We start from the raw sequence: 23,027 nt of genomic DNA, 5'->3' as shown, positions 1-23,027 counted from the left end.
GGCTTTGTCCGCATCATTTATACACATACACTCAAAGGAGAGATTGAGAATGAAAAACGTAACATTGAATGTAGAAGGCATGTCTTGCAACCATTGCGTGAATACCGTGGAAAAAACGTTGAAAGAGCTGGGAGCAGAAGGCAAAGTCAATCTGGCGGCCAAAACAGTAGAGGTTTCCTTCAACGAAAGCACGTTGACGCTGGATGCCATCAAGGAAGCAATCGAAGAACAAGGATACGATGTCGTTTAAATAGCGACTGTCTCTTTGAACACAAAGCCCCTGCCTGAACATTAGTTCGGGTGGGGGTTTTTCGTTTTCCTCTCCACCAGCGCCGTTTGTCCACGAACTTTTCGCTTTTGTAAAGACTTTGTAAATCGTTAACACCTCCTCAACAATCCGGCAGGGGATCGACCGAAAAGGCGCATGGACAGGCGTCTGGCCTTTATCAAACCTTGTCGCCTGCTTTATACGCCCTTCAAAAACGACAGCTACAATGAAATCAAACGAAATCAAACAAGTCGGAAAAGAACAGGAGGAGTGGTCAGATGATGGACTTGCATATGCACACCACCGCTTCTGACGGGAAGCTCACTCCCGCAGAGCTGCTTGCCGAGGCAAGCGAGCGGGGAGTGACTCACCTAGCCATTACAGACCATGATACCGTCGATGGATATCTGCTGGCTCGCGATGAGGCCGAACGTCTCGGTCTGAAGCTCATACCGGGAATCGAATGGAACACGGACGGCCCAGAAGACGAGTTGCATATTTTGGGTTACGGCCTCGATATATCGGATGCCCGGCTCCTGCACGTCATGGACAGGCGCCAACGGGAGCGGATCGAGTGGATCGCCGAAATCGTCGAACGCTGCAATCGTTTAGGTATGGCGATCACCATGGAAGAATGCACAGCCCGGGCAAAAGGCGACGTGCTGGTGCGCACAGATGTGGCAGAAGTTTTGGCAGCACGCGGCTTTTGCTCCACTCCGCAAGCGGCGTTCGAGACGTATTTGCGAAAAGGCTGCCCGGCCTATGTGCCCCGTCCTTCCTTCTCGGCACGCGAAGCGATTGAGCTTACTCATGAAGTAGGCGGCATTGCGATTTTGGCCCATCCGGGTATTTACTCGTTTGAAGTGAAGCTGGATGCGTTGCTTGCCTACGGCATCGATGGCATCGAGGTGTACTATTCGAAGCATTCCGCGCAACAGATGGCATTTTGGGAGCGGCAAGCCAAGGTGAATCACCTGATCCGCTCGGGAGGCAGCGACTTTCACGGGCACGGCTCTCGCAACCCTTACCCGGTTGGCAGTGTGCCGATTCCGGCAGAGGTAAAGGAGTGGTGGACATGCTGTATGTTTCATCGACATTGATGTGGTCCTACCCGGTAGAAGCGGCGATTTTGATTGCCAGGCAGTACGGATTTGCCGGGATGGAGGTCTGGGCCGAGCACGTCTGGTTCCACAAAAGCAACCCGCGGGAAATTCAGCAGGCCGCCAAACGCGTCGGCATGAAGCTGACTTTGCATGCGGCTAGCTGGGACTTGAACTTGTGCTCGCTGAATAGCGGCATTCGCAAACAATCGGTGGAGGAAATCAAGCGGTCGTTGGCTCTCGCGGGGGAGATCGGAGCGAAAAGCGTGACGATCCATCCGGGACGATTGACTTTGACCCACAAAAACCGGGAATGGCACGAAGCGGTGCTCATCGAGAGCCTGAACGAGCTGGCGCAAGAGGCTGTGCGTCTGGGAAGGGTGCTGTCCATCGAGCATATCGAGCCGTTGCCAAAAGAACTGATCGTGACGCCGGGGGATTTGAACAGGCTGCGTGCAGCGCTGAACTATCCGACGGCAGCGACCTTGGATATCGCCCATGTGCCCCTGACCTGTTCTCTGCCGCAGTTTCTCGGAGAACTGGAGGGAGTCGACAAAATCCATGTGAGCGATGCGACAGCAACCAAGCTGCATGTGCCACTCGGAACAGGGGAAATTGACCTGCCGACGATTTGGCCGCTCTTGCTTGCGGAAGAGAAGCCGCTGGTTGTAGAAGGCTTCGACGATGCGCGGAATTTGTCCCAACTCAAGCAAAACCTGCTCTTTTTGCAACAAGGCCACAGTGTCTCATTTGGATAGGAGGTTTGTATTATTTTGAACATTCTCGTAGTGAATGATGATGGAATTTTCTCCAGCGGCGTGCTGTGTCTGGCGCAAGCCCTGCAGCCGTTCGGCAATGTATCCATTGTCTGCCCGGATCAGGAACGAAGTGCGATCAGCCATGCGATCACACTGAAATCACCTGTAAAAGCAAACAAAGTAAACTTTTTCGATACTTCATTGGAAGCGTGGGCTGTCAACGGCACTCCCGCCGACTGCGTCAAAATGGCGATTGAGGTGATTCTCAAAGAAAAGCCGGACGTGATTGTTTCCGGGATCAACCGCGGGCCGAATCTCGGGCGGGACGTGTTTTACTCGGGCACGATCTCGGCTGCGATCGAGGGGGCGATGTACCAGATTCCTTCTGTCGCGATCTCGCTCGCCACGCTGAAGCCGAACCCGAACTTTTCGATCGTGGAGCCGTTGGCCTACGAAGTGTTTGAAACGCTATTCAGGCACAAGCTCAGCCCGGAAGCGGTACTGAATATCAACTTGCCGTACTTGTCCAAAGAAATGGTAAAAGGCGTTGCGGTGACGCCATTGGCAATGGATGTGCTGCGCTATCAGTACGTCGGACTGAACGACCCGCAGGGCTACCTGTGCTACTGGCTATCCGATCATTTGAGCGAACTGAACTTTGAGGATGAGGAGTCGGATTACTACAAGCTGCGCGACGGGTTCATCACGATTACGCCTCTGCAATTGAACATGACCAACACGGCCATGAAGACGAAGATCGGAAAATGGTTTCAAGGTGCGAAGCAAAGCTCTTAACTCATAAGCCTACTTAATGATCAGGAGGAATAAAAAATGAAACGTGTTCTGTTGCAAAAATGGACTCTTTCTTTGTTCGCGGCCGTATCGGTCTTCGGACTTGCTGCCTGCGGTTCCCAGCCTTCTTCGTCGACCCCATCCCAGCCAGCGTCGCAGTCGACTCCGGCTGCCACAACGGAGCCTGCTGCCCCGAAAGTAGCGGGAACCTTGAGCTTTTACACGTCCCAGCCGGATGCGGATGCAGCTTCTTTGATCGACGCTTTTTCCAAGAAGTATCCTGACGTGAAAGTAGATCTGTTCCGCTCGGGAACGGAGGAAGTCATCAGCCGCTTGCAGGCCGAAGCACAGGCAGGGCAAGTAAAAGCTGACGTGCTGTTGGTCGCGGATGCGCCCACCTTTGTCAGCCTGAAAAAACAAGATTTGCTCATGCCGTACACTTCGCCTGAAGCGGCGGACATTCCGGCGGAGTGGAAAGACGCGGACGGCGCGTACACCGGAACGAAAGTCATGGCGACTGTGCTCGCGGTCAACACGAGCAAGGTCAAAGCTCTCCCGGACAGCTGGAAAGTGCTGACGAGTCCGGAAGCGGCGAACAAAGCGATTATGCCAAGCCCGCTCTACTCAGGCGCAGCGGCTTACAATGTCGGGGTGTTTACGCGCCAGCCTGATTTGGGCTGGGATTACATCAGCGGGCTGAAAACGAATCAAATGACCGTCATTAAAGGAAATGGCGCCGTGCTCAAAAGTGTAGCGGGCGGCGAAAAAGATTACGGCATGGTCGTCGACTATCTGGTTGCCCGCGCCAAAAAAGACGGTTCGCCCGTCGAGATCGTGTATCCAAAAGAAGGCGTGCCTGTCATCACGGAGCCGATCGGCATCATGAAAGCGACCAAAAACCAGGAGGCTGCCAAAGCGTTTGTCGATTTCGTCCTCTCCGAAGAAGGGCAAAAGCTCGCCAGCGGCCTGGGCTATACACCGATCCGCAAAGGAGTAGCAGCACCGGAAGGACTGTACGCACAAGATCAAATCAAGGCGCTTTCCGCCAATATTGACGAACTGGAAGCTTCCAGGGAAGCGGACAAAAAGAAATTTGGAGAGATGATGGGTGGCAAGTAACTGGCAGACGGTAGTGAGCGAGAGACAGATGGGGGAGCGGCGCAAGTTCGCCGCCTCCCTGTCCATGGATAAGGCGGCTACCTGGTTCGTGCTGGTGCCGGTCGCCTTCTTTTTTGTCTATCCGTTGTGGAAGCTGATTGTGCTTAGTATCCAGACAGAAGCAGGGCTTGGCTTGCACTACTTTCAGGAGGTGCTTGTCAATGCCCGGACGTGGGATGCAGTCGGTCATACTGTGCTGGCAGCAGGTATTTCCACCGTCATCTCGGTAGTCGTCGGCGTGGCGCTTGCCTGGCTGTGCGCGTATACCGATATACGCTGGAAAGGTGCGATTCACGCGTTTGCCCTTTTGCCGCTGCTCATCCCGTCCTATGTAATGACGCTGGCCTGGACGCAGCTGGCAGGGCCGCAGGGTGTGCTGAACAGGGCTGCGAGCTGGGTGATGGGCAGTCCGGTCGAGCTGTGGAACGTGTACGGGCTGGATGGGATCATCGTCGTGATGGGGCTGACTCATTATCCGCTGGTGTACATGTTGACGCTGTCTGTGCTGTACCGGATTCCGAAAGAGCTGGAGTGGGCGGCGCATTCCGCGGGAGCAAGCGCGCGGGCTGTGTTTGCCAAAGTGACGCTTCCGCTCGCCTTGCCAGGCATTGCGGGAGGCGGACTGCTGGCGTTTATCTCCGGGCTGGACAACTTCGGGATTCCGGCATTTTTGGGTATCCCGGAAAATATCTCTGTACTCAGTACACTGATCTACGAGGAAGTGATCGGATTTGGGCCGAGCGCTTTTGCCAGGGCGGCTGTCCTGTCTGTTTTGCTCGGCGTCATTGCGCTGGCAGGGACAGGGATGCAGTGGGTTTTGCTGCGGAAAAGCCGGGTAGACCAGACCAGTGCCGAGGACAAGTCCATCCGGCGGTCTTTGGGCAAGCACCGTTTGACGGCGGAGGTTTTGGTGGGCGGGTTTTTGCTTGTGACGAGCCTGCTTCCGCTTTTGTCGATGGCCGCAACCGCTTTTGTCAAAGCGTACGGCTTGCCGTTTGTCCCGGAAAATTTGACGTGGAAGCACTTTGCCTTCGTAATGTTCGACCACGCAGGTACGAAGGGAGCCATCGGCAACAGCTTGATGCTTGCCAGCATGACGGGTGTCTTGTGCGTCGTCGCGGGCACGCTGTTCGCCTACTGGCGCATTCATAAGCCGTCTGCGCTTGGCAAAGCGATGGAAGGGGCTGTAGCGCTGCCGTATGCGCTTCCGGGCATGGTGCTCGGACTTGCGATGATTTTGACCTGGATTGAACCGATTCCCGGCTGGCAGCCAGGCATATACGGAACGGTTTGGCTGATCATGATCGCTTACGTGACGCGCTTTCTCATTTTGCAAGTCAAAAGCAGTACGGTTTCGATCATGCAAGTGGGCAAAGAAGTGGAGGAAGCGGCACGGATCAACGGCGGGCGCTTCTGGACGAGATGGCGGCGCATTTTGCTCCCGCTCTACGCGCCGGGCATGGCAACAGGTTTGTTTCTGGTCTTTCTCACCGCTTTTACAGAGCTGACGATTTCGTCGCTCTTGTGGTCATCCGGCTCGGAAACGATCGGTGTCGTCATTTTCAGCTTTGAGCAGGCGGGATCGACAACGTACAGCACGGCCCTCTCGACTTTGATCGTAGGAGCCATCCTGCTGGTGCTCGCGGCGGGCAGTCTGTGGAAACGATACTGGCAACGGAGGATCGAACAATGAACAGTGCGCGGGTAATAGGGGTATCGAAAAAATTCGGGAATGTCACGGCGCTCCACCATCTCGATTTGCAGATCGGCCAGGGCGAGTTTGTCGCTTTGCTCGGTCCGAGCGGCTGCGGCAAAACGACGCTGCTGCGGCTCCTTGCCGGGTTCGAATCCCCGACAAGCGGAGAAATCTGGATCAACAACGAGTGTGTAGCCAGCGCGGCCAAGCGCAAGCCGCCGGAAGAACGGCGGATTGGCATGGTGTTTCAGTCGTTCGCCCTCTGGCCGCATTTGACGGTCTACGAAAACGTGGCGTTTCCTTTGCAGCATCAACAGCAGGTGCCGGAAGCGTACAAGCAAAACCCGAAAGCGCGGGTAGCCCAGATGCTGGAGATGGTCGGTCTGGGCGGTATGGAGGAGCGGTTCCCCAGTCAGCTTTCCGGTGGGCAAAAGCAGCGTGTGGCGCTGGCGCGCGCCATCGTGTTCAATCCGACCTTGTTGCTGATGGACGAACCGTTGAGCAGTCTGGACGCCGAGCTGCGCATGCAGATGCGAAAAGAAATCCAGTTCATTCACCGCGAACTGGGTACGTCGATTGTCTATGTGACGCACGATCAATCCGAGGCACTGGCCATGGCTGATCGCATTGTCGTGATGAAGGGCGGCAGAGTTGAGCAGGCAGGCACTCCGCACGACATTTACTACGCCCCGGAGTCGCCGTTTGTCGCCAAGTTTGTCGGCAGAGCCAACTTTTTAAAAGGGAACTGGGCTGCCGCGAACACCTTTTTGCTGGAAAAACAGGGAGCGTCATCGTTGCCGATCACCGTTTCGCGTGATTTTTCCGCTTTTTTCGATCAGCAAGTATTGCCTGTTCGCCCGGACCAGTTGAAGCTGTCCACCTGGCAACAAGGCGCGGACGGGATCATGGGCAAGGTCGCTCACGTCCAGTTTCAGGGCCGGGAGCTGATTTACTCGATTCGCGTCGGGGAAGAGGAATGGGAAGTGGTCACCGATATTAGCGAGCGGTTTGCTTACGATGATTCTGTACTGGTGAGCATTTGCGTGTAAGCTGGAAAGCAGGCGAAATAGCTTTCATTGGTGAGCAACCGATAGCTAATGTCAGGATATAAATAAAGAACGATCAAGCATGAGGCAAGCAGGCAGAAGCGAGCATTCACAATAATTGGCAGCAGGCGTATAATCAAATCACATTACCGAATCTGATTCAAACATTTCATACGGCCTAGTTCCGGGGCAACCCGGAAGCGGGGGAACCAATCTTTTGGGGTTAATCCTGAGCAATCAGGAGGGATGAGATAAGTCTTCTCTGCCATCCTACCCGTCAGCTAACCTCGTCGGCCAAAGCAGGGAAGGTTCATGAAGCGATGAAGTCTGGGCAATGATGCGAAAAAAGAGGAGCGGTCCTCTTCGGGCGCGTTTATAGGCCATTTCAGACTTTTTCTTTGGGACCTTTGTTCTTGAGAAAAAGGATGAAATAGGTCTATTTTTTATGGCGATTTTCATGTGTGGCTTTTGTCATACGCGTGCATGTCGATGTGCGAGGATGGCGGGCGGCAAATGAATTTCAGCATAAACCCGGTGCATGAAACCAAAAAACGAACAGCGAAATCAGGAAGACAGCGTACAGGGAGCCTTTTGCACAGGGGCGCCAGGTATTAGGTAAGCCTGCGTTAGTTCTGCAAAAATCGAGCGTACACAAGCGGCAGCGTCTGCAGGTGGTTCGTCCGGTTGGAAGCGGAACTTCGCAGGTTTTTTCATTTGGGAAAACAAGAAAGGGAGGAAAGGCTCATGCCCAAAATGACAGTCAGGCAATTGACGAAAGTGTTTGGCAAGCAGCCGCAGGCAGCGTTAAAGCTGTTGGAGCAAGGATGGACAAAGGAGCAAATTTTTAAAGAGACAGGGCAATCGATCGGTGTGAACCAGATCAGCTTCTCGGTAGCAGAGGGCGAAATTTTCGTCATTATGGGGCTGTCAGGCAGCGGCAAATCTACCTTGATCCGACTTTGCAACCGCCTGATTGAGCCAACCACTGGGAGCGTTCAGATCGATGGCGAAGAACTCATTGGTATGAAGCCGGCTCATTTGCGCGAGGTACGCAGGAGAAAGCTCGGCATGGTTTTTCAAAATTTCGCGCTCTTCCCACAGCGAACGGTACGGGAAAACATCGAATTCGGTTTGGAGATTCAGCAAGTACCGCATGGATTGAGGCAAGAAAAAGCACGCGAAGCGCTTGCGCTCGTCGGGCTTTCCGAGTGGGAAAATGCCTTCCCTGATCAATTGAGCGGCGGAATGAGGCAGAGGGTCGGCCTGGCCCGGGCGCTCGCCAACAATCCCGACATTTTGCTGATGGACGAAGCGTTCAGTGCCCTTGATCCGCTGATTCGAAAAGACATGCAGGATGAGCTGCTAGAGCTTCAGCTAACGATGAAAAAGACTATTTTGTTCATTACTCACGATCTGCATGAGGCATTGCGGCTCGGTGACCGGATCGCCCTGATGAAAGACGGTCGCTTCATCCAGGTCGGGCGTCCCGAAGAAATCATGACCGATCCTGCGGATGAATTCGTGAAAAAATTCGTTGAGGATGCAGACTTGTCCAAAGTGCTGGTGGCAAAACACGTGATGAAAAGGGCAGAAGCGATTACTCCTGACAAAGGTGCGAGGGTGGCCCTCCAGCTCATGATGGACAACGGGGTATCCAGTCTGTACATCGTAGACAAAAAGCGGGCATTGCTTGGGCTTGTTACCGCCTATGACGTTTCGCTTGCGATCAATACGGGCGAGTCGCTTGAAGCCATCATGAAAAAAGATATCCCCAGCGTGGGGCCAGATGCCCGTCTGAACAGCCTGTTTCCTCTGATGGCAGATTTGCACGTTCCGATTGCTGTCGTGGGTGAGGAGCGGCGTCTGTTGGGCGTCATTGTCAAGGGAGCGGTGCTCGGCGGGCTTGTCGGCAAGGTCAATCCGCAGCAGGGAGCAGAGGTGATGCCCCATGGATTCCGTGCCTAAGTTGCCGATCGGTGAGTGGGTGGAACGAATCGTTGAGGCGCTCGGTCAGCACAAAGGCATTTTGTTCGATCCGATCGCGATCATCATTTCGGGAATGGTCACGTACTTTACCGAGGTTTTGGCTGCGATACCGTCTGTTATTCTCATTTTGCTGTTCGGGGCGCTGGCCTGGGTATTTGGCGGGCGATCTTCGATGTTTTTCACATTGCTTGGGCTGTTTCTCATTGCCAATCTGGGGTACTGGGATGAAACGGTCGAAACGCTCGGCTTGGTTATTGCTTCTGCCCTGTTGTCCATCACTGTAGGGATTCCTGCGGGTATTGCCTGCGCGCGAAGCGATACTTTCACGAAGCTGGTCATGCCGTTGCTAGATTTGATGCAGACGATGCCAGCATTCGTTTACTTGATCCCGGCCATTTTCTTTTTTGGACTGGGCGAAGTACCAGGGGTCATTGCTTCCGTTATCTTTGCGCTGCCGCCGATCGTCCGATTTACGAATCTCGGCATACGTCAGGTTCCGCCGGAGCTTGCAGAAGCAGCGGATGCTTTCGGCTCATCGAGATGGCAAAAGTTGATGAAGGTGCAACTGCCTTTGGCGAAGACGACCATCATGGCGGGAGTCAACCAGTGCATCATGCTTGCGCTTTCGATGGTGGTTATCGCCGCCATGATCGGAGCAAAAGGATTGGGAGCCGATGTTTATCGGGCTGTATCCCAGGTGGATATCGGCAAAGGTTTTGAAGCGGGGTTATCGATCGTGATTATTGCTATCGTTCTGGACCGCATTTCCCAGCATGCCAAACAAAAGGAGAGAAAAGCGTTATGAACAAGTTCACGCGAAAAAATGCACTGACATGGGTGGTGGCTGCGGCTATTATGCTGGCAGGCTGCTCTCAGCAAGGCTCTACACCGACAGGGGCGACGATTGGGCACAATCCGAATCCCGTCCAGGTGCCGAAGAACGCGATTGGGGAAGCAGTGGGATATAAAATCATTGGAATTGACGCTGGTGCCGGCTCGATGGTGAAGACTGAGGAAGTCATGAAGCTGTACGGCCTGGACAACTGGCAGCTTGTAGAAGGATCGGATGCGGCGATGACTGCCGCGCTGACGCGTGCCTACGAACAGAAGCAACCAATTATCATCACGGGTTGGACGCCGCATTGGATGTTCAAAAAACTGGATCTGAAATATTTGCAGGACCCGAAAAACGGCTTTGGCGGAGCTGAACAGATTCATACCATCGTTCGAAAAGGATTGAAGCAGGATCACCCTGCCGCCTATCGGTTTCTGGACGCGTTCCAATGGAAGCCTGCGGACATGGAAGCTGTGATGGTACATATTTTGGACGGGAAAAAACCAGAGGAAGCGGCTGCGGAGTGGGTGAAAAACAACGAAGACAAGGTCGGGAAGTGGGTAGAGGGGCTTGCTCCGGTTCAAAAAGAAAAGCTGACCATCGCTTACGTGGCATGGGACTCGGAAATTGCCAGTTCGCACATAGTGAAGGAAGTGCTGGAGACAAAGCTCGGATATGAGGTGGAATTGAGTCAGGTCCAGGCTGGACCGATGTGGGCAGGCGTAGCCATGGGCGATGTGGACGGGATGGTAGCAGCCTGGCTTCCCTCTACCGATGCGAGCTATCTCAAAAAGTTCGGGGATCAGTTGGAAGACCTTGGCCCCAATCTGGACGGAACCAAAATCGGATTGGTGGTTCCAGGCTATATGAACATCCAGTCGATTGAGGAGCTCAAATAAACGGGAAGAGGAGGGGCTGGCATGAAAAATTGTCTGGTCATTGGGGTGGGAGAGGCATTCACGTCTTTTGTGCAGACGATCAGAGGAGGCAGTGACTCTCTGTTCTTCCGGAAAAGTCCTGTTGCCTATTCGCTGATCAGGGGAGAGCGTCACTCCTGCACAGAAAAGTTGTCGCCCATTTCTTTCGATGAAAGCTATCTTCATCAAGAGGAGTTGTTAGTCTATCAGTCTGTCTATCTGTTTGTGGACGAATGGCCAGAAGGGCGTGATTTCATTACTTTGTTTCGGCAGTTGGGCACTTGCCGCATTTTCGTTCTGACACAGGAGCAGCAAAATGCGAGTTTATACAAAGGGTTAGGTGCCCATTATGTCATCATCAGCAAGCCAGGGTACAAGGGATATCGATGGCTGGCAGAACAACTCAGCGGTTGATTGGAAAAAGGCTCCGTCAGTAAGCAGGCGGAGCCGCCTTTTCGATGCACAGGTATTCAGTTGAGGAATCAGCCCAGCATTTTTTCGAGGTCCTTGTCCAACACGTAAACCTCGATTCGCTCCCCCATCTTGGTGCTGATGTCGCTATGACTGGACAGCACTTTGCAGCCGGTCAGCTTTTCTACGATTTCTTCTGATTCCTCGCTATACATCTCACGAAGCACCTCGCGCATTTCTTTTACAATGCGACGGCCTTTATCGTGGCTGGAGAGATGTTTTTCTTCAACGGTGAGCACTCCCTTGAAGCGAACGAGGACCATGTCGCCGACGATGTAGGTTTTTGCTTCTTGAGGGCCACGTCCGATCAAGTCGCGTTGAAATTTGATGAAAGTTTCGCTGATTTCAGCTTCCAGCTTTTTTTTGTTAGAGATGGCCAAACGCCATACCTCCCATTATTTATCATTGTGCCTTATATTACTCAGCCGACTTTGGGCTGTCAACACGCCTGAGGAGGGATGATTTTGTGGTAATCGTAACGATTTTTGCCGTGGGGATTTTTTTGTATTTGGTTCACGCCTTATGTCATGTAGAACAATTGTGAATTTCATAGGATAGAAAGGTGAATGGCCGTGAAACAAGTAGAAGAGCATTCGACATTCCACAATAAAATAATCGGAACAGCTTTGTTGGAGAGTGTACGCAAGCTAAACCCGCTGGTTATGAAATCGAATCCTGTACTGTTTGTGGTTGAGATGGGAACTGTGCTAATCCTGCTCATGATCCTTTTCCCCCATTATTTCGGAACAGAGAATCAGATAGGCTGGAACACAGGCGTATTTTTGGTTTTGCTGTTACCGTCCTGTTTGCCAATTTTGCCGAAGCACTGGCAGAAGGGCGGGGAAAAGCGCAGGCAGATACGTTGCGCAGGGCCAAAAGAGATACTGAGGCGAAACGGCTGAAGGCAGACGGGGGCATCCATGTGGTGTCTGCGGAGGAACTGCGAAGAGGGGATCTTGTTCTGGTAGAGACGGGTGACTTCATTCCTGGCGACGGTGAAATTGTCGAGGGGCTGGCTTCGATTGATGAATCAGCGATTACAGGCGAATCTGCACCTGTAATCAAACGGGCGGGAAGTGATCAGTCGTCCGTGACTGGCGGTACGCGGGTCACGAGTGATTCTATCTTGATCAAAATAACTACGAACCCGGGCGATTCTTTTTTGGACAGGATGATTGCCTTGATCGAAGGCGCCAAACGGCAAAAGGCCCCAAACGAAATCGCCCTGAATACGGTATTGATCGTATTTACGCTTATTTTTCTCATCGTCGTAGTCACACTGGTGCCAATCGCCGCCTATGCGGGCATTCATCTCAATATTTCTGTCCTGGTCGTACTGTTAGTTTGTTTGATTCCGACGACGATTGGCGGTCTTTTGTCTGCGATCGGAATCGCAGGCATGGATCGGGTTACCCGCTTCGGTGTCATTGCGATGTCAGGCAAGGCAGTAGAGGCGGCTGGTGACGTCAATACGATTATTTTGGACAAAACAGGCACGATCACGTACGGCAATCGGCTGGCGGCGCAGTTTGTTCCAGTCGCAGGAGCAGAGGAGAAGGAGTTGATAGAGGTAGCGGTACTTACCTCTCTGTTTGACGATACGCCAGAAGGCAGCTCGATCCTCATGCTCGCCAAGCAAAAGCATGTCGTTTGCGACGTGAAGGCATACGAAGGCCAGGTCGTACCGTTTACCGCAGAAGAACGGATGAGCGGGCTGAATTACAGAGGGGTTCAATATCGGAAGGGAGCGGTTCGCGCCATATGTGACTACGTGGGCGAGCGGCAAGGAACAATCCCGAAAGACTTGGAGGAACGAAGCGCCCAAATCTCCCGCTATGTACAGTGCAAAAGAGAAGGGACGAAATCGATACATTGTGTACTCCTTTACGATGAGCAATCATGCATCAGAATGTCTTGCGATGGAACAGGAACTTCACAAAGCTTTGTATTGTACCGATTGGCGAGTGGGCGCTGCGAACAGCCTGTAACCAAGCCAAGCTCTGGGAGCAGGCAGGATATGACCCGTTGCGAGTTGCCGTCAACTTGTCTGCCCGTCAGTTTCAACAAGAGAATCTGGTACAGATGATTCAGCAAGTTCTTCAGGAGACGGACATGCAGCCCGAGCTTCTGGAGCTAGAGATTACAGAAAGCGCCGTCATGAAAAATCCGGATGCGGTGATCGGTGTTCTGCATGAGTTAAAGCGATTGGGGATGAAGCTGTCGATTGACGACTTTGGCACCGGATACTCTTCGCTTAGCTACTTGCGCGATTTTCCCATAGATCGTCTGAAAATTGATCGCTCCTTCGTAAGTGCTATTACGGAAAAGGACGATGCCGTGATTGCCCAGTCGATCATTGCCATGGCCCATAATCTGCACCTCAGCGTTTTGGCTGAAGGGGTGGAAAACGAGCTTCAGTTTGCTTTTTTGCGTGAACAGAAGTGTGATGAAATGCAAGGATACCTTTACAGCAAGCCTTTGTCGGCAGAAGAAATAAAGCAATGGCTGCAAAAAATCGGACAGGGCATTTCCGAACGCGGTCCATGCGTTGCGAGAAAACGCGAGATAATCGACGAAATATCTTGCGCGGCTGAGTCCTGACAGGATTAAATCGCTTACATCGATAAAGACTGCACAAATCGTGCTAAAAAGCGAGAAACAAGACATTAACAACCGATTATGCCAGACGTATAATGAGACTCGTAACCAACAATTGCAAATCTGGCCAAATCCCGAGGCACTCGGGAACGGAGGACCCAATTTTGTAGGGGTTAATTCCACGATTCGTGGAAGGGATGAGTAACTCTTTCGCCATCCTACCCGTCAGCTAACTTCGTCGGCTAAAGCGAGGGAGGTCTAAAGACCGCCTGTTTGAGGAGGCTTTTTTTGTTGTCCTTTTGGATGAGCAAAGAAGCTTGCTCGAAACGAAAGATGCAGGTCTTTTCGTTTTGCCCAAAAAATGAATACACGTTTTTCGGAAAAAGGAAACGGGAGACAAAACGCAAAGAAGGCACATTCAAGTCGGCTGGGCGTTCGGTAGACCAATGAGTACTTTTTCTCCGAAGAAGTGATCGTCTTTCATACCGCTAAAGTGCGGGCGGGGCTTGCCCTGTCTGTTGAGCTTTGCTGGTCCATTGTGGCGATCTTTTCGGGGAATGAGTAAGCATTGGTCTATTTTTTTGCTTCCATGGCAGGTTTTTTCAGGGGAGAAAGCTTGTACCAGGAAGTGAGCGAAAGAGGCGAACCGGCACGACTTTGTTCAAGGTAGATGGAGGTGGGCGCCTGAAGGAAGCTGGCGCGACAAAAACGGCAAACTGCAAGCGGAAAAAGGAGGGACTTTTCATGGACTTAGTTGCCATACTGCTCTTGGCAATCTCGTTTGTTACATTTTTTGCCCTGATCAAGTTTTGTGATGCGGTAGTAAAAGAACAGGGAGGAAAAGAAAAATGATCTTGCTGCTGTTGATTGTGGCCGGACTGGCGATCTACCTGGGCCACGCACTGATCTATCCGGAAAAGTATTAAGGATTGGTCGAGCGATTCATTTCATAGAGGAAGTAGGAGGAATTGTCCGTGGACTTTATACAAATATCGGTGGTTTTGGTGGTGCTGCTCTTGTTGGCGATTCCGACGGGACGCTATCTGGCGCGGGCCTTTTCCCTGGAAAATACGCGATTGGACCGCGCTTTTGGCGGGGTGGAAAAAGTCATTTACAAATGGTCTGGCATTCGCATCGCAGACATGACCTGGAAGCAGTACGCGACGGCGGTTTTGGTCAGCAATATCACGATGGTTGCGATTGCTTATCTGCTCTTGCGCTTGCAAGGGATGCTGCCGGGGAATCCGAGCGGTGTGGCGGCGATGGACCCGTTGCTGTCGTTCAATACGGCGGTAAGCTTTTTGACGAATACCAATCTCCAGCATTACAGCGGAGAAAGCGGTTTGTCCTATCTGTCGCAGATGATGGTGATTATCTACCTGATGTTTACGACACCTGCTACGGGGATTGCGGTCGTCATGGCATTCATGCGCGGATTGACCGGACAGCGCAGCATCGGAAACTACTATGTCGACCTGGTGCGGGCGCATACGCGTGTGCTGCTTCCCTTGGCAGTAGTCGTGACACTTCTTCTGGTGGCGCAAGGCGTGCCGCAGACGATGGAACCGACAGCGACGGCGACTACATTGAGCGGGGCTGAACAGCAAATCGCACGCGGTCCGGTAGCTTCGCTTGTGTCGATCAAGCATTTGGGAACGAACGGCGGCGGGTTCTTTGGGGTCAACTCTGCGCATCCGTTTGAGAATCCGACTCCTTTGACGAACGTGCTGGAGATTTTGTCGATGTTCCTCATTCCGGCGTCTCTGCCTTTTGCCTTCGGTTTCATGACGAAGAGCCGCAAGCAAGGCTGGATCATTTTTGGCGCCATGAGTTTGATGTTTCTCGTGTTCCTCGGGATTGCCTACGGAAGCGAGATCAATGGCAACCCGGCGCTTGAACGTGCAGGTTTGTCACAGGCCGTGGGCAGCATGGAAGGAAAAGAAGTGCGTTTCGGCATTGCGCAGAGCGCCCTGTTTACAGCGGTGACGACTGCGGCGACGACCGGAACGGTCAACAACATGCACGACACGCTGACGCCGCTGGGCGGACTGGTGCCGCTCGGGGAAATGATGCTGAACTGCGTATTCGGCGGAGATGGCGTCGGTACGGTAAACATTTTGATGTATGCGATTTTGGCTGTGTTTATCGCGGGCTTGATGGTCGGACGGACGCCCGAGTTTCTCGGACGAAAAATCGAAGGGAAAGAGATGAAGCTGATCGCGATTGCGATTCTCGCCCACCCGCTGATCATTTTGGCTCCGACCGCGATTGCGCTGGCCTCGGAAATGGGCACAGCCGGAATCTCCAATCCGGGCTTCCACGGCATCTCGCAAGTTTTGTACGAATTTACGTCCTCGGCAGCCAACAACGGCTCTGGCTTTGAAGGACTGGGCGACAATACGCCTTTCTGGAACATTTCGACTGGGCTGGTCATGCTGTTTGGCCGATACGTGTCGATCATCGCGATGCTGGCGGTAGCCGGTTCGTTGCTCGCGAAAACGCCTGTACCTGAAACGATGGGTACGCTTCGCACAGACAATGGTGTGTTTCTGGTCATTTTGATCGCGACGGTCGTGATCGTGGGTGCGCTGACGTTCTTGCCGGTACTGGCACTTGGCCCGGTAGCCGAGTGGTTGACCATCCGATAATTCAAAAGGCAAAGGAGATATTTCCAATGAGCAGAACGCGCACGGTTGCGTTTCCAAAAGATTTGTACCAGCGTGCCTTTGTCGAGGCGCTGAAAAAACTGGACCCGCGGGTCATGATCAAAAACCCGGTCATGTTTGTGGTCGAAGTCGGATTTGTCGTGACCCTGCTTTTGACGATCTTGCCCGATCTGTTCGGGGGAGCCTCTGATCGCGGATACAACGGGATCGTCAGCCTGATCCTGTTTGTGACCATTCTGTTCGCCAACTTCGCCGAGGCATTGGCAGAAGGGCGCGGAAAAGCACAGGCTGAGAGTCTGAAAAAAACGAAGCAGGATACAAAAGCGAGAAAGCTCGCCAAAGATGGCTCGATCCAAATGGTCAGCTCGACGGAACTGCGCAAAGGCGATCTGGTTATCGTCGAAGCGGGCGAGCTGATTCCGAGTGACGGGGAGATTGTCGAAGGTGTCGCCTCCGTGGATGAGTCGGCGATTACGGGTGAATCCGCGCCTGTCATTAAAGAAGCGGGTGGCGATTTCAGCTCCGTTACAGGCGGTACGCGTGTAGTGAGCGACCGGATTCGCGTCCGTGTGACGACTGATCCTGGCGAGTCGTTCCTCGACCGGATGATTTCTTTGGTCGAAGGTGCCAAACGGCAAAAAACTCCGAACGAAATTGCGCTCAATACGTTGCTGGTCAGCTTGACGTTGATTTTCCTGATCGTCTGCACGACTTTGCAGCCGATCGCAAGCTACGTCAATGCCGCCATTCCGATTGCTACGCTCGTGGCTTTGCTCGTCTGCCTGATTCCGACGACGATTGGCGGTTTGCTTTCCGCCATCGGGATTGCCGGGATGGACCGGGTTACGCAGTTCAACGTCATTGCGATGTCGGGGAAAGCGGTGGAAGCTTCGGGCGACATCAACACGATTATTTTGGACAAAACGGGCACGATCACCCACGGAAACCGCATGGCAGCGGAATTTGTGCCAGTGGGCAACAGCAAGGCAGACGCTTTGAACAGGGCGGCAGCACAAAGCTCCATACTCGATGAAACACCGGAAGGCCGCTCGATTGTGGAACTGGCGAAAAAGCAAGGTCTTGCAGCAAGCGAGCTGGAACTGCCGGGCGCAGAGGGCGTGGAATTTAGAGCCGAGACACGCATGAGCGGCACGAATTTGGCAAACGGCACGCAAATTCGCAAAGGTGCAGTAGACGCGATCAAAACGTACGTCAAGGAATTGGGAGGCCGTATCCCGGCAGACCTCGACGAAAAGGCAAACCGGATCGCAACCGCAGGCGGAACGCCGCTGGCAGTGGTGGAGGGAAATGTCATTCTCGGGCTGATTTATTTGAAGGATACCGTCAAACCGGGGATGAGAGAGCGCTTTGAAGAACTGCGACGCATGGGGATTCGCACGGTGATGTGCACGGGGGATAATCCGCTCACAGCAGCGACGATTGCCCGCGAGGCAGGGGTAGACGATTTTGTGGCGGAAGCGAAGCCGGAGGACAAGATTGCCTTGATCCGCAAAGAACAGGCAGCGGGCAAACTGGTCGCGATGACAGGCGATGGCACGAATGATGCGCCAGCGCTCGCCCAGGCGGATGTCGGTCTGGCGATGAACAGCGGGACGGTTGCGGCGAAGGAAGCGGCCAACATGGTCGACCTCGATTCCGACCCGACGAAAATTATTGAGGTAGTGGCGATCGGCAAGCAGCTTTTGATGACGCGCGGCGCACTGACGACTTTCAGTATCGCAAACGACGTGGCGAAGTATTTTGCGATCATTCCGGCGATGTTCATGCTGGCGATCCCGCAAATGAGCGCCCTCAACATCATGGGCTTGGCTACGCCGCAGAGCGCCATTTTGTCCGCGCTGATCTTCAACGCGATCATCATTCCGATCTTGATTCCGCTGGCGATGAAAGGCGTAAAATACTCGCCGATGAGCGCGACCAAGCTGCTCAGCCGCAATCTGGTGATCTATGGTTTGGGCGGCATTCTGGTGCCTTTTGTCGGTATCAAGCTGATTGACCTGGTGCTGGTCGGATTGAATCTCGTATAGGCGAAACCGCCACAATCGAAACAGGAAAGCAAAGGTGAATATCCATGATTTTGAAAAACCTCCGATTGTCTGTCGTTTTACTTCTCATATGCGGACTGATTTACCCGCTTGCGATGACAGGGGTGGCGCAGGTCGTCATGCCGACGCAGGCGAGCGGCAGTCTGATTGCCGATGCGAACGGCAAAGTAGTCGGCTCCGAGCTGATCGGGCAAACGTTCACCGATCCGCAGTACTTCTGGGGCCGCATCTCGTCTATCGACAACAATGCAGCAGGCTCTGGCTCGAACAACTACGCGCCATCCAACCCGGCACTGACCGAGCGCGTGCAAAAAGACATCGCTGCTTTCCTGGCTGCCAACCCGGGCGTCGCGCAAGCAGATATCCCGGCCGATTTGCTGACCAACTCCGGTTCGGGCCTTGATCCGCACATCTCGCCAAAAGCGGCAGCCATTCAGGTGCAGCGCGTTGCGAAGGCGCGCAATCTCGATCCGGCAAAAGTTCAGGCTTTGGTTGCGGAAAACACGGAAGGAAGAAGCATGGGAGTATTTGGAGAACCGCGAGTCAACGTACTGAAGCTGAATCTGGCTTTGGATCAGCTGAAATAAACAGGAGGGCTGCGAGATGGTCGAGCAGTTTCGCCGAAAGACCCCGGAAGAAATCTTGCAGTCCATCTCCAGAATGCACCGGGGCAGGCTGAAAATCATTCTGGGGGCAGTGAGCGGCTCAGGGAAAACGTATCATTTGCTGATGGAAGGGCAGAGTCTCCGAAAAAAAGGAATCGACGTGGTTATCGCCGCTTCCGGTGCGGCCGCATCGCCGAAGCTTGCTCCCAAGCGGGAAGGTCTGGAGGAAATCCCTTCCCTTCTCTGGCATGCGCAAGGCGAGGCGAAGCATGACCTGGATGTCGGCAAAATTTTGGAGCGAGATCCCGAAGTCGTGCTGGTGGACGGGCTGGCTCACCGGAACCGTCCGGATGCGCCACGCCCGACCCGGCTCGATGACGTTCGTTATTTGCTCGACCACAATATCAGCGTGATTGGGACCGTCAACATTTACGAATTGGCGGGAATGAAAGAGATGGCGGAACGACTGACCCGCGCACAGGTGCACATCGATCAGTGCGTGCCGGAAGAGACGCTGGCTCTTGCCGACGAGGTAAAGCTACTGGACGTGACGCCGGAAGCGATCCTGAAACGGTTGCAGGAAGAGGATGGTGCTGCTTCGATGCGCAGCAACCATCCCTTGCTGCGCAGAGACAATCTGCATGTGCTGCGCGAGCTGGCGCTGCGGTTCGTAGCCACAGGCGTGAACGAAGATTTGGAGGAGTACCGCGAGAAGCACGGCATGGTGGGAGCATCCGGGGCAACCGAGCGCATTTTGGTATCGGCCCAGTATCATTGGAACGGCTCCATCCTGGTGCGGCGCGGACAACAGGTTGCCAAGCGGCTCGGCGGAGAGCTGTTGGTCGTCTGCTTTCGTCCGGCCTCCAAAAAGCTGAGCAAAGAAGAAGCGACTTTTCGCAGAGCGATTGCAAAGCTGGTTGACAAGGTAGGCGGTACGTTTGAGGAAACGCCTTTGCAGCGGGAAAAGGACGTGGCAAGCGAGCTGGTCGCCTACGCGATGGCGCGCAATGTAACCCGGATCGTCATGGGGCAGTCGAAGCGAACCCGCTGGGAAGAAATTTGGCACGGCTCGATCGTCCATAAAATTCTCCGGAAAACGAAAAATATCGATATTTTAATTGTCGCCGACCGCTCAGAGCGCGACGGGGAGCGAGTGATGCCAGCCAAGCGCCACACTACGGAAACAATCAATCCGTATCGCCGCCTGTCGCAGGAAGAAATGGAGCAGGAGATCGGAAAAATCAGGCGTGGAGCGTTAAAGGTATACGTCGGGGCAGCGCCTGGCGTGGGCAAAACTTACACGATGCTGCGGGAAGGAAACGAGCTGGCCGAAAATGGCATCGATGTAGTGATCGGCCTGCTGGAAACGCACGGGCGAAAAGAAACGATCGAGCAGGTCGGCGGACTGCCCCTGATTCCGCGCAAGCGCATCCCGTACAAAAACGTGACCTTGACGGAGATGGACACGGACGAAATCATTCGGCGCAATCCCGAGGTCGTCCTGGTCGACGAGCTGGCGCATACGAATGTGCCCGGGAGCGAGCGCGAAAAAAGGTATCAAGATGTGGAGAAGCTGCTTGCAGCAGGTATTTCCGTGATTTCCACGATGAATATTCAGCATCTGGAAAGTCTGAATGACAGCGTCGAACAAATTACGGGAGTACGTGTGCGGGAAACAGTGCCCGACCATATTTTGCATCAGGCGGACGAGGTTGAGCTGATTGATATTTCCCCGAAAGCGCTGCGGCAACGAATGCGCGAGGGAAACATTTACGCGCTGGAAAAGGTGGAGCAGTCTCTGGCGAATTTTTTCCGGACGGGCAATTTGATAGCGCTGCGGGAATTGGCTTTGCGCGAAGTGGCAGACGACGTTGACGAGCGGCTGGAGGCGTGGGAGCGGCGGACGCTCAGGGGGCCGTGGCGACAACAGGAGGTCATTTTTGTTTGCGTCAATTTGCGTTCCGACAGTGAGCGGCTGATTCGCAGGGGCTTTCGTCTTGCCTATCGGCTCAAGGCCGTTTGGCATGTGGCGTACGTCAAGGATCACGAGCCGCTTACCGAAGAGGAAGAGGCGCAACTGGCAAAGCTGCGCGCGTTGACCAAGCGGCTGGGAGGTCGCTTTGAACAATACGAAGCAGCGGGAAGGCGCAAAGTTTTTACCCAGTTGATCAAGCAGATGAACGAAAAAGGCACGACACAGGTCATTATCGGACAATCGGCGCGGACGAGGTGGAAGGAAATACGCGAAGGCTCGGTCGTCCAGCGATTGCTGCGCGAGGCTCGGCACATGGACGTCCTCGTCGTAGCCGATCAGATGCCGGATATGAGGTAAAGGGAGGATCACAATGGGCACAGAAAAAGCAGGGCAATGGGCGAAAAGCCTGGCAGACGCCTACAGCCGTTTGGAGTGCCTGATCAATGAGTGCGCCGGACAGGACCAGAAGAGCCAGCCGGAGCCGAGTACAGAAGCATTGCTGTTTTTAGAACTGATACGAATTTACGTCGAGGAAGAAGAAATCCGGGTGAGGCAAAAGCTGAAGCGCAAATCGTCCCAGCGAATCTCCCGCGTCATGCACGAGCGGATGGGGGCGTTTCTGGCAGAGCGGATTGCAGGGATTTCTTTTCAAGTGATGGACGGCCTGCTGTTTTTGCAAGTGCAGGAACAGACGGTCGCGGCGATCAAATGCATTCCCGACTTGGGCAGCTACGATACTCCGTCGTGGAATGCGACGATTGCCCGGTTTGCCAAACAGTATGAAAAGCGTTACAAGCTGGCGCCTGGCAAGCTTTTGTTTGTGGTGTGCTCTCTCGCCAAAAGTCTGGATGCCCAACACGCCAAGGCTTTGACCGGAATCGACGTCTGGTGCGGTTCGGCCCTTACTGCGCCAGTGTACCGGGAAGCTTTGCAAACGTACGTCAGCAAATGTGTAGAAGCGATGGATGCCGTACCGAATCCGCGAGGGCAAGTGTATTTTTTGAGTCCGGGCGCCCATCCGAACACGCTTGCCTGCCAATTGTTGCGCGGCGAGCCTGCTGTCATGCCTGATGGCTGGCTGAAACCTTCTGTCAACGAACTAATGCAGTTCGTCCAATCGAGGTGCTATACTGATGGTGATTTCCAATAAATGAGGTACTGGAGGAGCTGTCTATTAACGTAAAAGTGGCTGGTATCCCGCATTTCACGGGAGCGTATGTGTCTGGAACGGAGCTGGCCCCGGACGCACTGAGAAAAGCGGGGCTCATCGAGCAATTGCAGCAAGCTGGCTTGACAGTGGCGGATAGCGGCGATTTGAGGCTACCTGATTATTTGCCTCGTCACAATATTCCGCCTGTTCGCAATTGGCCTGCGCCGTGCATGCTGTGGGACGTGCTTGGGAAAGAAGCGCAGGCGTGGTTTGCAAGCGACGACGAGATCGTCCTGATGCTTGGCGGCGACTGTAGCCTGATCGTCGGGACGGCTTTGGCCCACCAGGCGCGTCACCAAGAAAAGGCGTACTTGTTGGTCATCGACGGGCATTTGGACGCGGTAGTGCCTTCTGCTTCGCGCTGCATTGGAGCGGCAGGGATGGGACTGTGGTTTTTGCTGCAAGATCAGGGGCAATGGATTGAACGCAGCGGTTGGCGTGCAGAGCGAATCCGGTTGGCGGGCTGTCAGCAACCGCCTGCGGAAACGTACGGAGTGGAGATCACGTTGCTGGAGCAGCTCAAAAGGGCAGGCGTACACGAATCCATCACCCGGATCATGCAGGAGATTCCGCCAGATGCCCGCATACTCGTTCATTTTGACGTGGATGTGATGAACAAGGAAGCGATGGCTGCGGCCTATTCGCCAAGCGAGATCGGGCTTTCCCTGGAGGAAGCGGAGATGCTGCTTGCGACTGTAGTCAGCGATCGGCGCGTCACGGGACTGGAAGTGACGGAGTTTTCCGCTCTCAGGGATACGGAAGGGAAATACGCCGCCAACTTGGTGCAATTGCTCGCTCGCGCATTGGCTACTCGCGCTACGGGAACTTTTTCTGCTACACTATAAATATAAGTAATTGCTTATATTTGGAGGAGAAGCCG

Annotated in this window: 20 protein-coding genes, 1 pseudogene and 2 riboswitches; of the genes and pseudogenes, 20 read left to right on the top strand and 1 reads right to left on the bottom strand. The window is 53.8% G+C overall.

What is annotated here, in order from left to right:
* Positions 1-49 precede the first annotated feature (49 nt).
* The 11 genes from M2298_RS23325 (at position 50) to M2298_RS23275 (ending at position 10,970) form a co-directional block, all read left to right on the top strand.
* The gene (locus M2298_RS23325; RefSeq protein WP_063229343.1) at positions 50-250 is read left to right on the top strand and encodes a copper ion binding protein; all 201 of its coding nucleotides are present in this window, start codon (positions 50-52) and stop codon (positions 248-250) included.
* Between the two features lie 296 nt (positions 251-546).
* Complete coding sequence (locus tag M2298_RS23320; protein ID WP_122966678.1) at positions 547-1,368, top strand: PHP domain-containing protein; 822 nt, start codon at positions 547-549, stop codon at positions 1,366-1,368.
* Positions 1,344-2,126: a sugar phosphate isomerase/epimerase family protein gene (locus tag M2298_RS23315; RefSeq protein WP_173597949.1), complete on the top strand. Its 783-nt coding sequence runs from the start codon at positions 1,344-1,346 to the stop codon at positions 2,124-2,126. Before M2298_RS23320 ends, M2298_RS23315 begins: the two co-directional genes overlap by 25 nt.
* 15 nt (positions 2,127-2,141) lie before the next feature.
* On the top strand, positions 2,142-2,921 hold the full coding sequence (surE, locus tag M2298_RS23310; RefSeq protein ID WP_122966676.1) for a 5'/3'-nucleotidase SurE: 780 nt from the start codon (positions 2,142-2,144) through the stop codon (positions 2,919-2,921).
* 36 nt (positions 2,922-2,957) lie between these two features.
* On the top strand, positions 2,958-4,037 hold the full coding sequence (locus M2298_RS23305) for an ABC transporter substrate-binding protein (protein WP_173597950.1): 1,080 nt from the start codon (positions 2,958-2,960) through the stop codon (positions 4,035-4,037).
* Positions 4,027-5,769 carry an ABC transporter permease gene (locus tag M2298_RS23300; protein ID WP_280649148.1) on the top strand — a complete coding sequence of 581 codons (1,743 nt, stop codon included), beginning with the start codon at positions 4,027-4,029 and terminating at the stop codon, positions 5,767-5,769. The genes M2298_RS23305 and M2298_RS23300 overlap by 11 nt, the downstream gene beginning before the upstream one ends.
* Positions 5,766-6,821 (top strand): ABC transporter ATP-binding protein, encoded by a 1,056-nt coding sequence (locus M2298_RS23295; protein WP_280649147.1) that lies wholly within the window; start codon positions 5,766-5,768, stop codon positions 6,819-6,821. The genes M2298_RS23300 and M2298_RS23295 overlap by 4 nt, the downstream gene beginning before the upstream one ends.
* A gap of 162 nt (positions 6,822-6,983) precedes the next feature.
* Positions 6,984-7,130: riboswitch (cyclic di-AMP (ydaO/yuaA leader) on the top strand.
* Between the two features lie 432 nt (positions 7,131-7,562).
* Positions 7,563-8,783 (top strand): quaternary amine ABC transporter ATP-binding protein, encoded by a 1,221-nt coding sequence (locus M2298_RS23290; protein WP_217023200.1) that lies wholly within the window; start codon positions 7,563-7,565, stop codon positions 8,781-8,783.
* Positions 8,767-9,609, top strand: a complete 843-nt coding sequence (locus M2298_RS23285; RefSeq protein WP_122966673.1) for an ABC transporter permease — start codon at positions 8,767-8,769, stop codon at positions 9,607-9,609. The genes M2298_RS23290 and M2298_RS23285 overlap by 17 nt, the downstream gene beginning before the upstream one ends.
* Positions 9,606-10,538: a glycine betaine ABC transporter substrate-binding protein gene (locus tag M2298_RS23280; protein ID WP_122966672.1), complete on the top strand. Its 933-nt coding sequence runs from the start codon at positions 9,606-9,608 to the stop codon at positions 10,536-10,538. Before M2298_RS23285 ends, M2298_RS23280 begins: the two co-directional genes overlap by 4 nt.
* A 21-nt stretch (positions 10,539-10,559) precedes the next feature.
* Positions 10,560-10,970 carry a hypothetical protein gene (locus M2298_RS23275; RefSeq protein ID WP_122966671.1) on the top strand — a complete coding sequence of 137 codons (411 nt, stop codon included), beginning with the start codon at positions 10,560-10,562 and terminating at the stop codon, positions 10,968-10,970.
* Between the two features lie 68 nt (positions 10,971-11,038).
* Here the strand turns inward: M2298_RS23275 and M2298_RS23270 are convergent, their stop codons facing one another.
* Positions 11,039-11,407: a Na-translocating system protein MpsC family protein gene (locus M2298_RS23270; protein ID WP_063229353.1), complete on the bottom strand. Its 369-nt coding sequence runs from the start codon at positions 11,405-11,407 to the stop codon at positions 11,039-11,041.
* 186 nt (positions 11,408-11,593) lie between these two features.
* Here M2298_RS23270 and kdpB (M2298_RS23265) point away from each other — a divergent pair.
* The 9 genes and pseudogenes from kdpB (M2298_RS23265) to M2298_RS23230 all read left to right on the top strand — a co-directional run.
* Positions 11,594-12,858, top strand: a pseudogene (kdpB, locus tag M2298_RS23265) (potassium-transporting ATPase subunit KdpB); the annotation flags it as partial.
* A gap of 68 nt (positions 12,859-12,926) precedes the next feature.
* Positions 12,927-13,628: a putative bifunctional diguanylate cyclase/phosphodiesterase gene (locus tag M2298_RS23260; RefSeq protein ID WP_173597952.1), complete on the top strand. Its 702-nt coding sequence runs from the start codon at positions 12,927-12,929 to the stop codon at positions 13,626-13,628.
* Between the two features lie 112 nt (positions 13,629-13,740).
* Positions 13,741-13,884: riboswitch (cyclic di-AMP (ydaO/yuaA leader) on the top strand.
* 589 nt (positions 13,885-14,473) lie between these two features.
* Positions 14,474-14,551 (top strand): potassium-transporting ATPase subunit F, encoded by a 78-nt coding sequence (locus M2298_RS28305; protein ID WP_083955723.1) that lies wholly within the window; start codon positions 14,474-14,476, stop codon positions 14,549-14,551.
* 48 nt (positions 14,552-14,599) lie between these two features.
* On the top strand, positions 14,600-16,273 hold the full coding sequence (gene kdpA / locus M2298_RS23255; protein WP_122966668.1) for a potassium-transporting ATPase subunit KdpA: 1,674 nt from the start codon (positions 14,600-14,602) through the stop codon (positions 16,271-16,273).
* A gap of 26 nt (positions 16,274-16,299) precedes the next feature.
* Positions 16,300-18,339 carry a potassium-transporting ATPase subunit KdpB gene (gene kdpB / locus M2298_RS23250; RefSeq protein ID WP_274874762.1) on the top strand — a complete coding sequence of 680 codons (2,040 nt, stop codon included), beginning with the start codon at positions 16,300-16,302 and terminating at the stop codon, positions 18,337-18,339.
* Positions 18,340-18,383: 44 nt separating this feature from the next.
* Positions 18,384-18,944 (top strand): potassium-transporting ATPase subunit KdpC, encoded by a 561-nt coding sequence (gene kdpC / locus M2298_RS23245; protein WP_122966666.1) that lies wholly within the window; start codon positions 18,384-18,386, stop codon positions 18,942-18,944.
* 16 nt (positions 18,945-18,960) lie between these two features.
* Positions 18,961-21,294: a universal stress protein gene (locus M2298_RS23240; RefSeq protein ID WP_280649146.1), complete on the top strand. Its 2,334-nt coding sequence runs from the start codon at positions 18,961-18,963 to the stop codon at positions 21,292-21,294.
* A 13-nt stretch (positions 21,295-21,307) separates the two neighbouring features.
* A complete protein-coding gene (locus M2298_RS23235; RefSeq protein ID WP_122966664.1) occupies positions 21,308-22,087 on the top strand; it encodes a hypothetical protein in 780 nt (259 codons plus the stop codon).
* Positions 22,088-22,122: 35 nt separating this feature from the next.
* Positions 22,123-22,992, top strand: coding sequence for an arginase family protein (locus tag M2298_RS23230; RefSeq protein ID WP_274874766.1), 870 nt, complete (start codon positions 22,123-22,125; stop codon positions 22,990-22,992).
* Positions 22,993-23,027 lie beyond the last annotated feature (35 nt).

Origin of the sequence: Brevibacillus sp. 1238 (assembly GCF_029892995.1) — a bacterium.
Taxonomy (GTDB): Bacteria; Bacillota; Bacilli; order Brevibacillales; family Brevibacillaceae; genus Brevibacillus; species Brevibacillus parabrevis.
The sequence above is the reverse complement of the archived record's forward strand: the minus strand, read 5'-3'. Positions and strand labels throughout refer to the sequence as shown.

Coding starts and splice junctions, on each gene's coding strand:
- M2298_RS23290 (WP_217023200.1), top strand. CDS start 7,563: ATGCCCAAAATGACAGTCAGGCAATTGACGAAAGTGTTTGGCAAGCAG.
- M2298_RS23305 (WP_173597950.1), top strand. CDS start 2,958: ATGAAACGTGTTCTGTTGCAAAAATGGACTCTTTCTTTGTTCGCGGCC.
- kdpB (WP_274874762.1), top strand. CDS start 16,300: ATGAGCAGAACGCGCACGGTTGCGTTTCCAAAAGATTTGTACCAGCGT.
- M2298_RS23275 (WP_122966671.1), top strand. CDS start 10,560: ATGAAAAATTGTCTGGTCATTGGGGTGGGAGAGGCATTCACGTCTTTT.
- M2298_RS23315 (WP_173597949.1), top strand. CDS start 1,344: ATGCTGTATGTTTCATCGACATTGATGTGGTCCTACCCGGTAGAAGCG.
- M2298_RS23280 (WP_122966672.1), top strand. CDS start 9,606: ATGAACAAGTTCACGCGAAAAAATGCACTGACATGGGTGGTGGCTGCG.
- M2298_RS23240 (WP_280649146.1), top strand. CDS start 18,961: ATGGTCGAGCAGTTTCGCCGAAAGACCCCGGAAGAAATCTTGCAGTCC.
- M2298_RS23285 (WP_122966673.1), top strand. CDS start 8,767: ATGGATTCCGTGCCTAAGTTGCCGATCGGTGAGTGGGTGGAACGAATC.
- M2298_RS23320 (WP_122966678.1), top strand. CDS start 547: ATGATGGACTTGCATATGCACACCACCGCTTCTGACGGGAAGCTCACT.
- M2298_RS23260 (WP_173597952.1), top strand. CDS start 12,927: ATGCATCAGAATGTCTTGCGATGGAACAGGAACTTCACAAAGCTTTGT.
- M2298_RS23235 (WP_122966664.1), top strand. CDS start 21,308: ATGGGCACAGAAAAAGCAGGGCAATGGGCGAAAAGCCTGGCAGACGCC.
- M2298_RS23325 (WP_063229343.1), top strand. CDS start 50: ATGAAAAACGTAACATTGAATGTAGAAGGCATGTCTTGCAACCATTGC.
- kdpC (WP_122966666.1), top strand. CDS start 18,384: ATGATTTTGAAAAACCTCCGATTGTCTGTCGTTTTACTTCTCATATGC.
- M2298_RS28305 (WP_083955723.1), top strand. CDS start 14,474: ATGATCTTGCTGCTGTTGATTGTGGCCGGACTGGCGATCTACCTGGGC.
- M2298_RS23295 (WP_280649147.1), top strand. CDS start 5,766: ATGAACAGTGCGCGGGTAATAGGGGTATCGAAAAAATTCGGGAATGTC.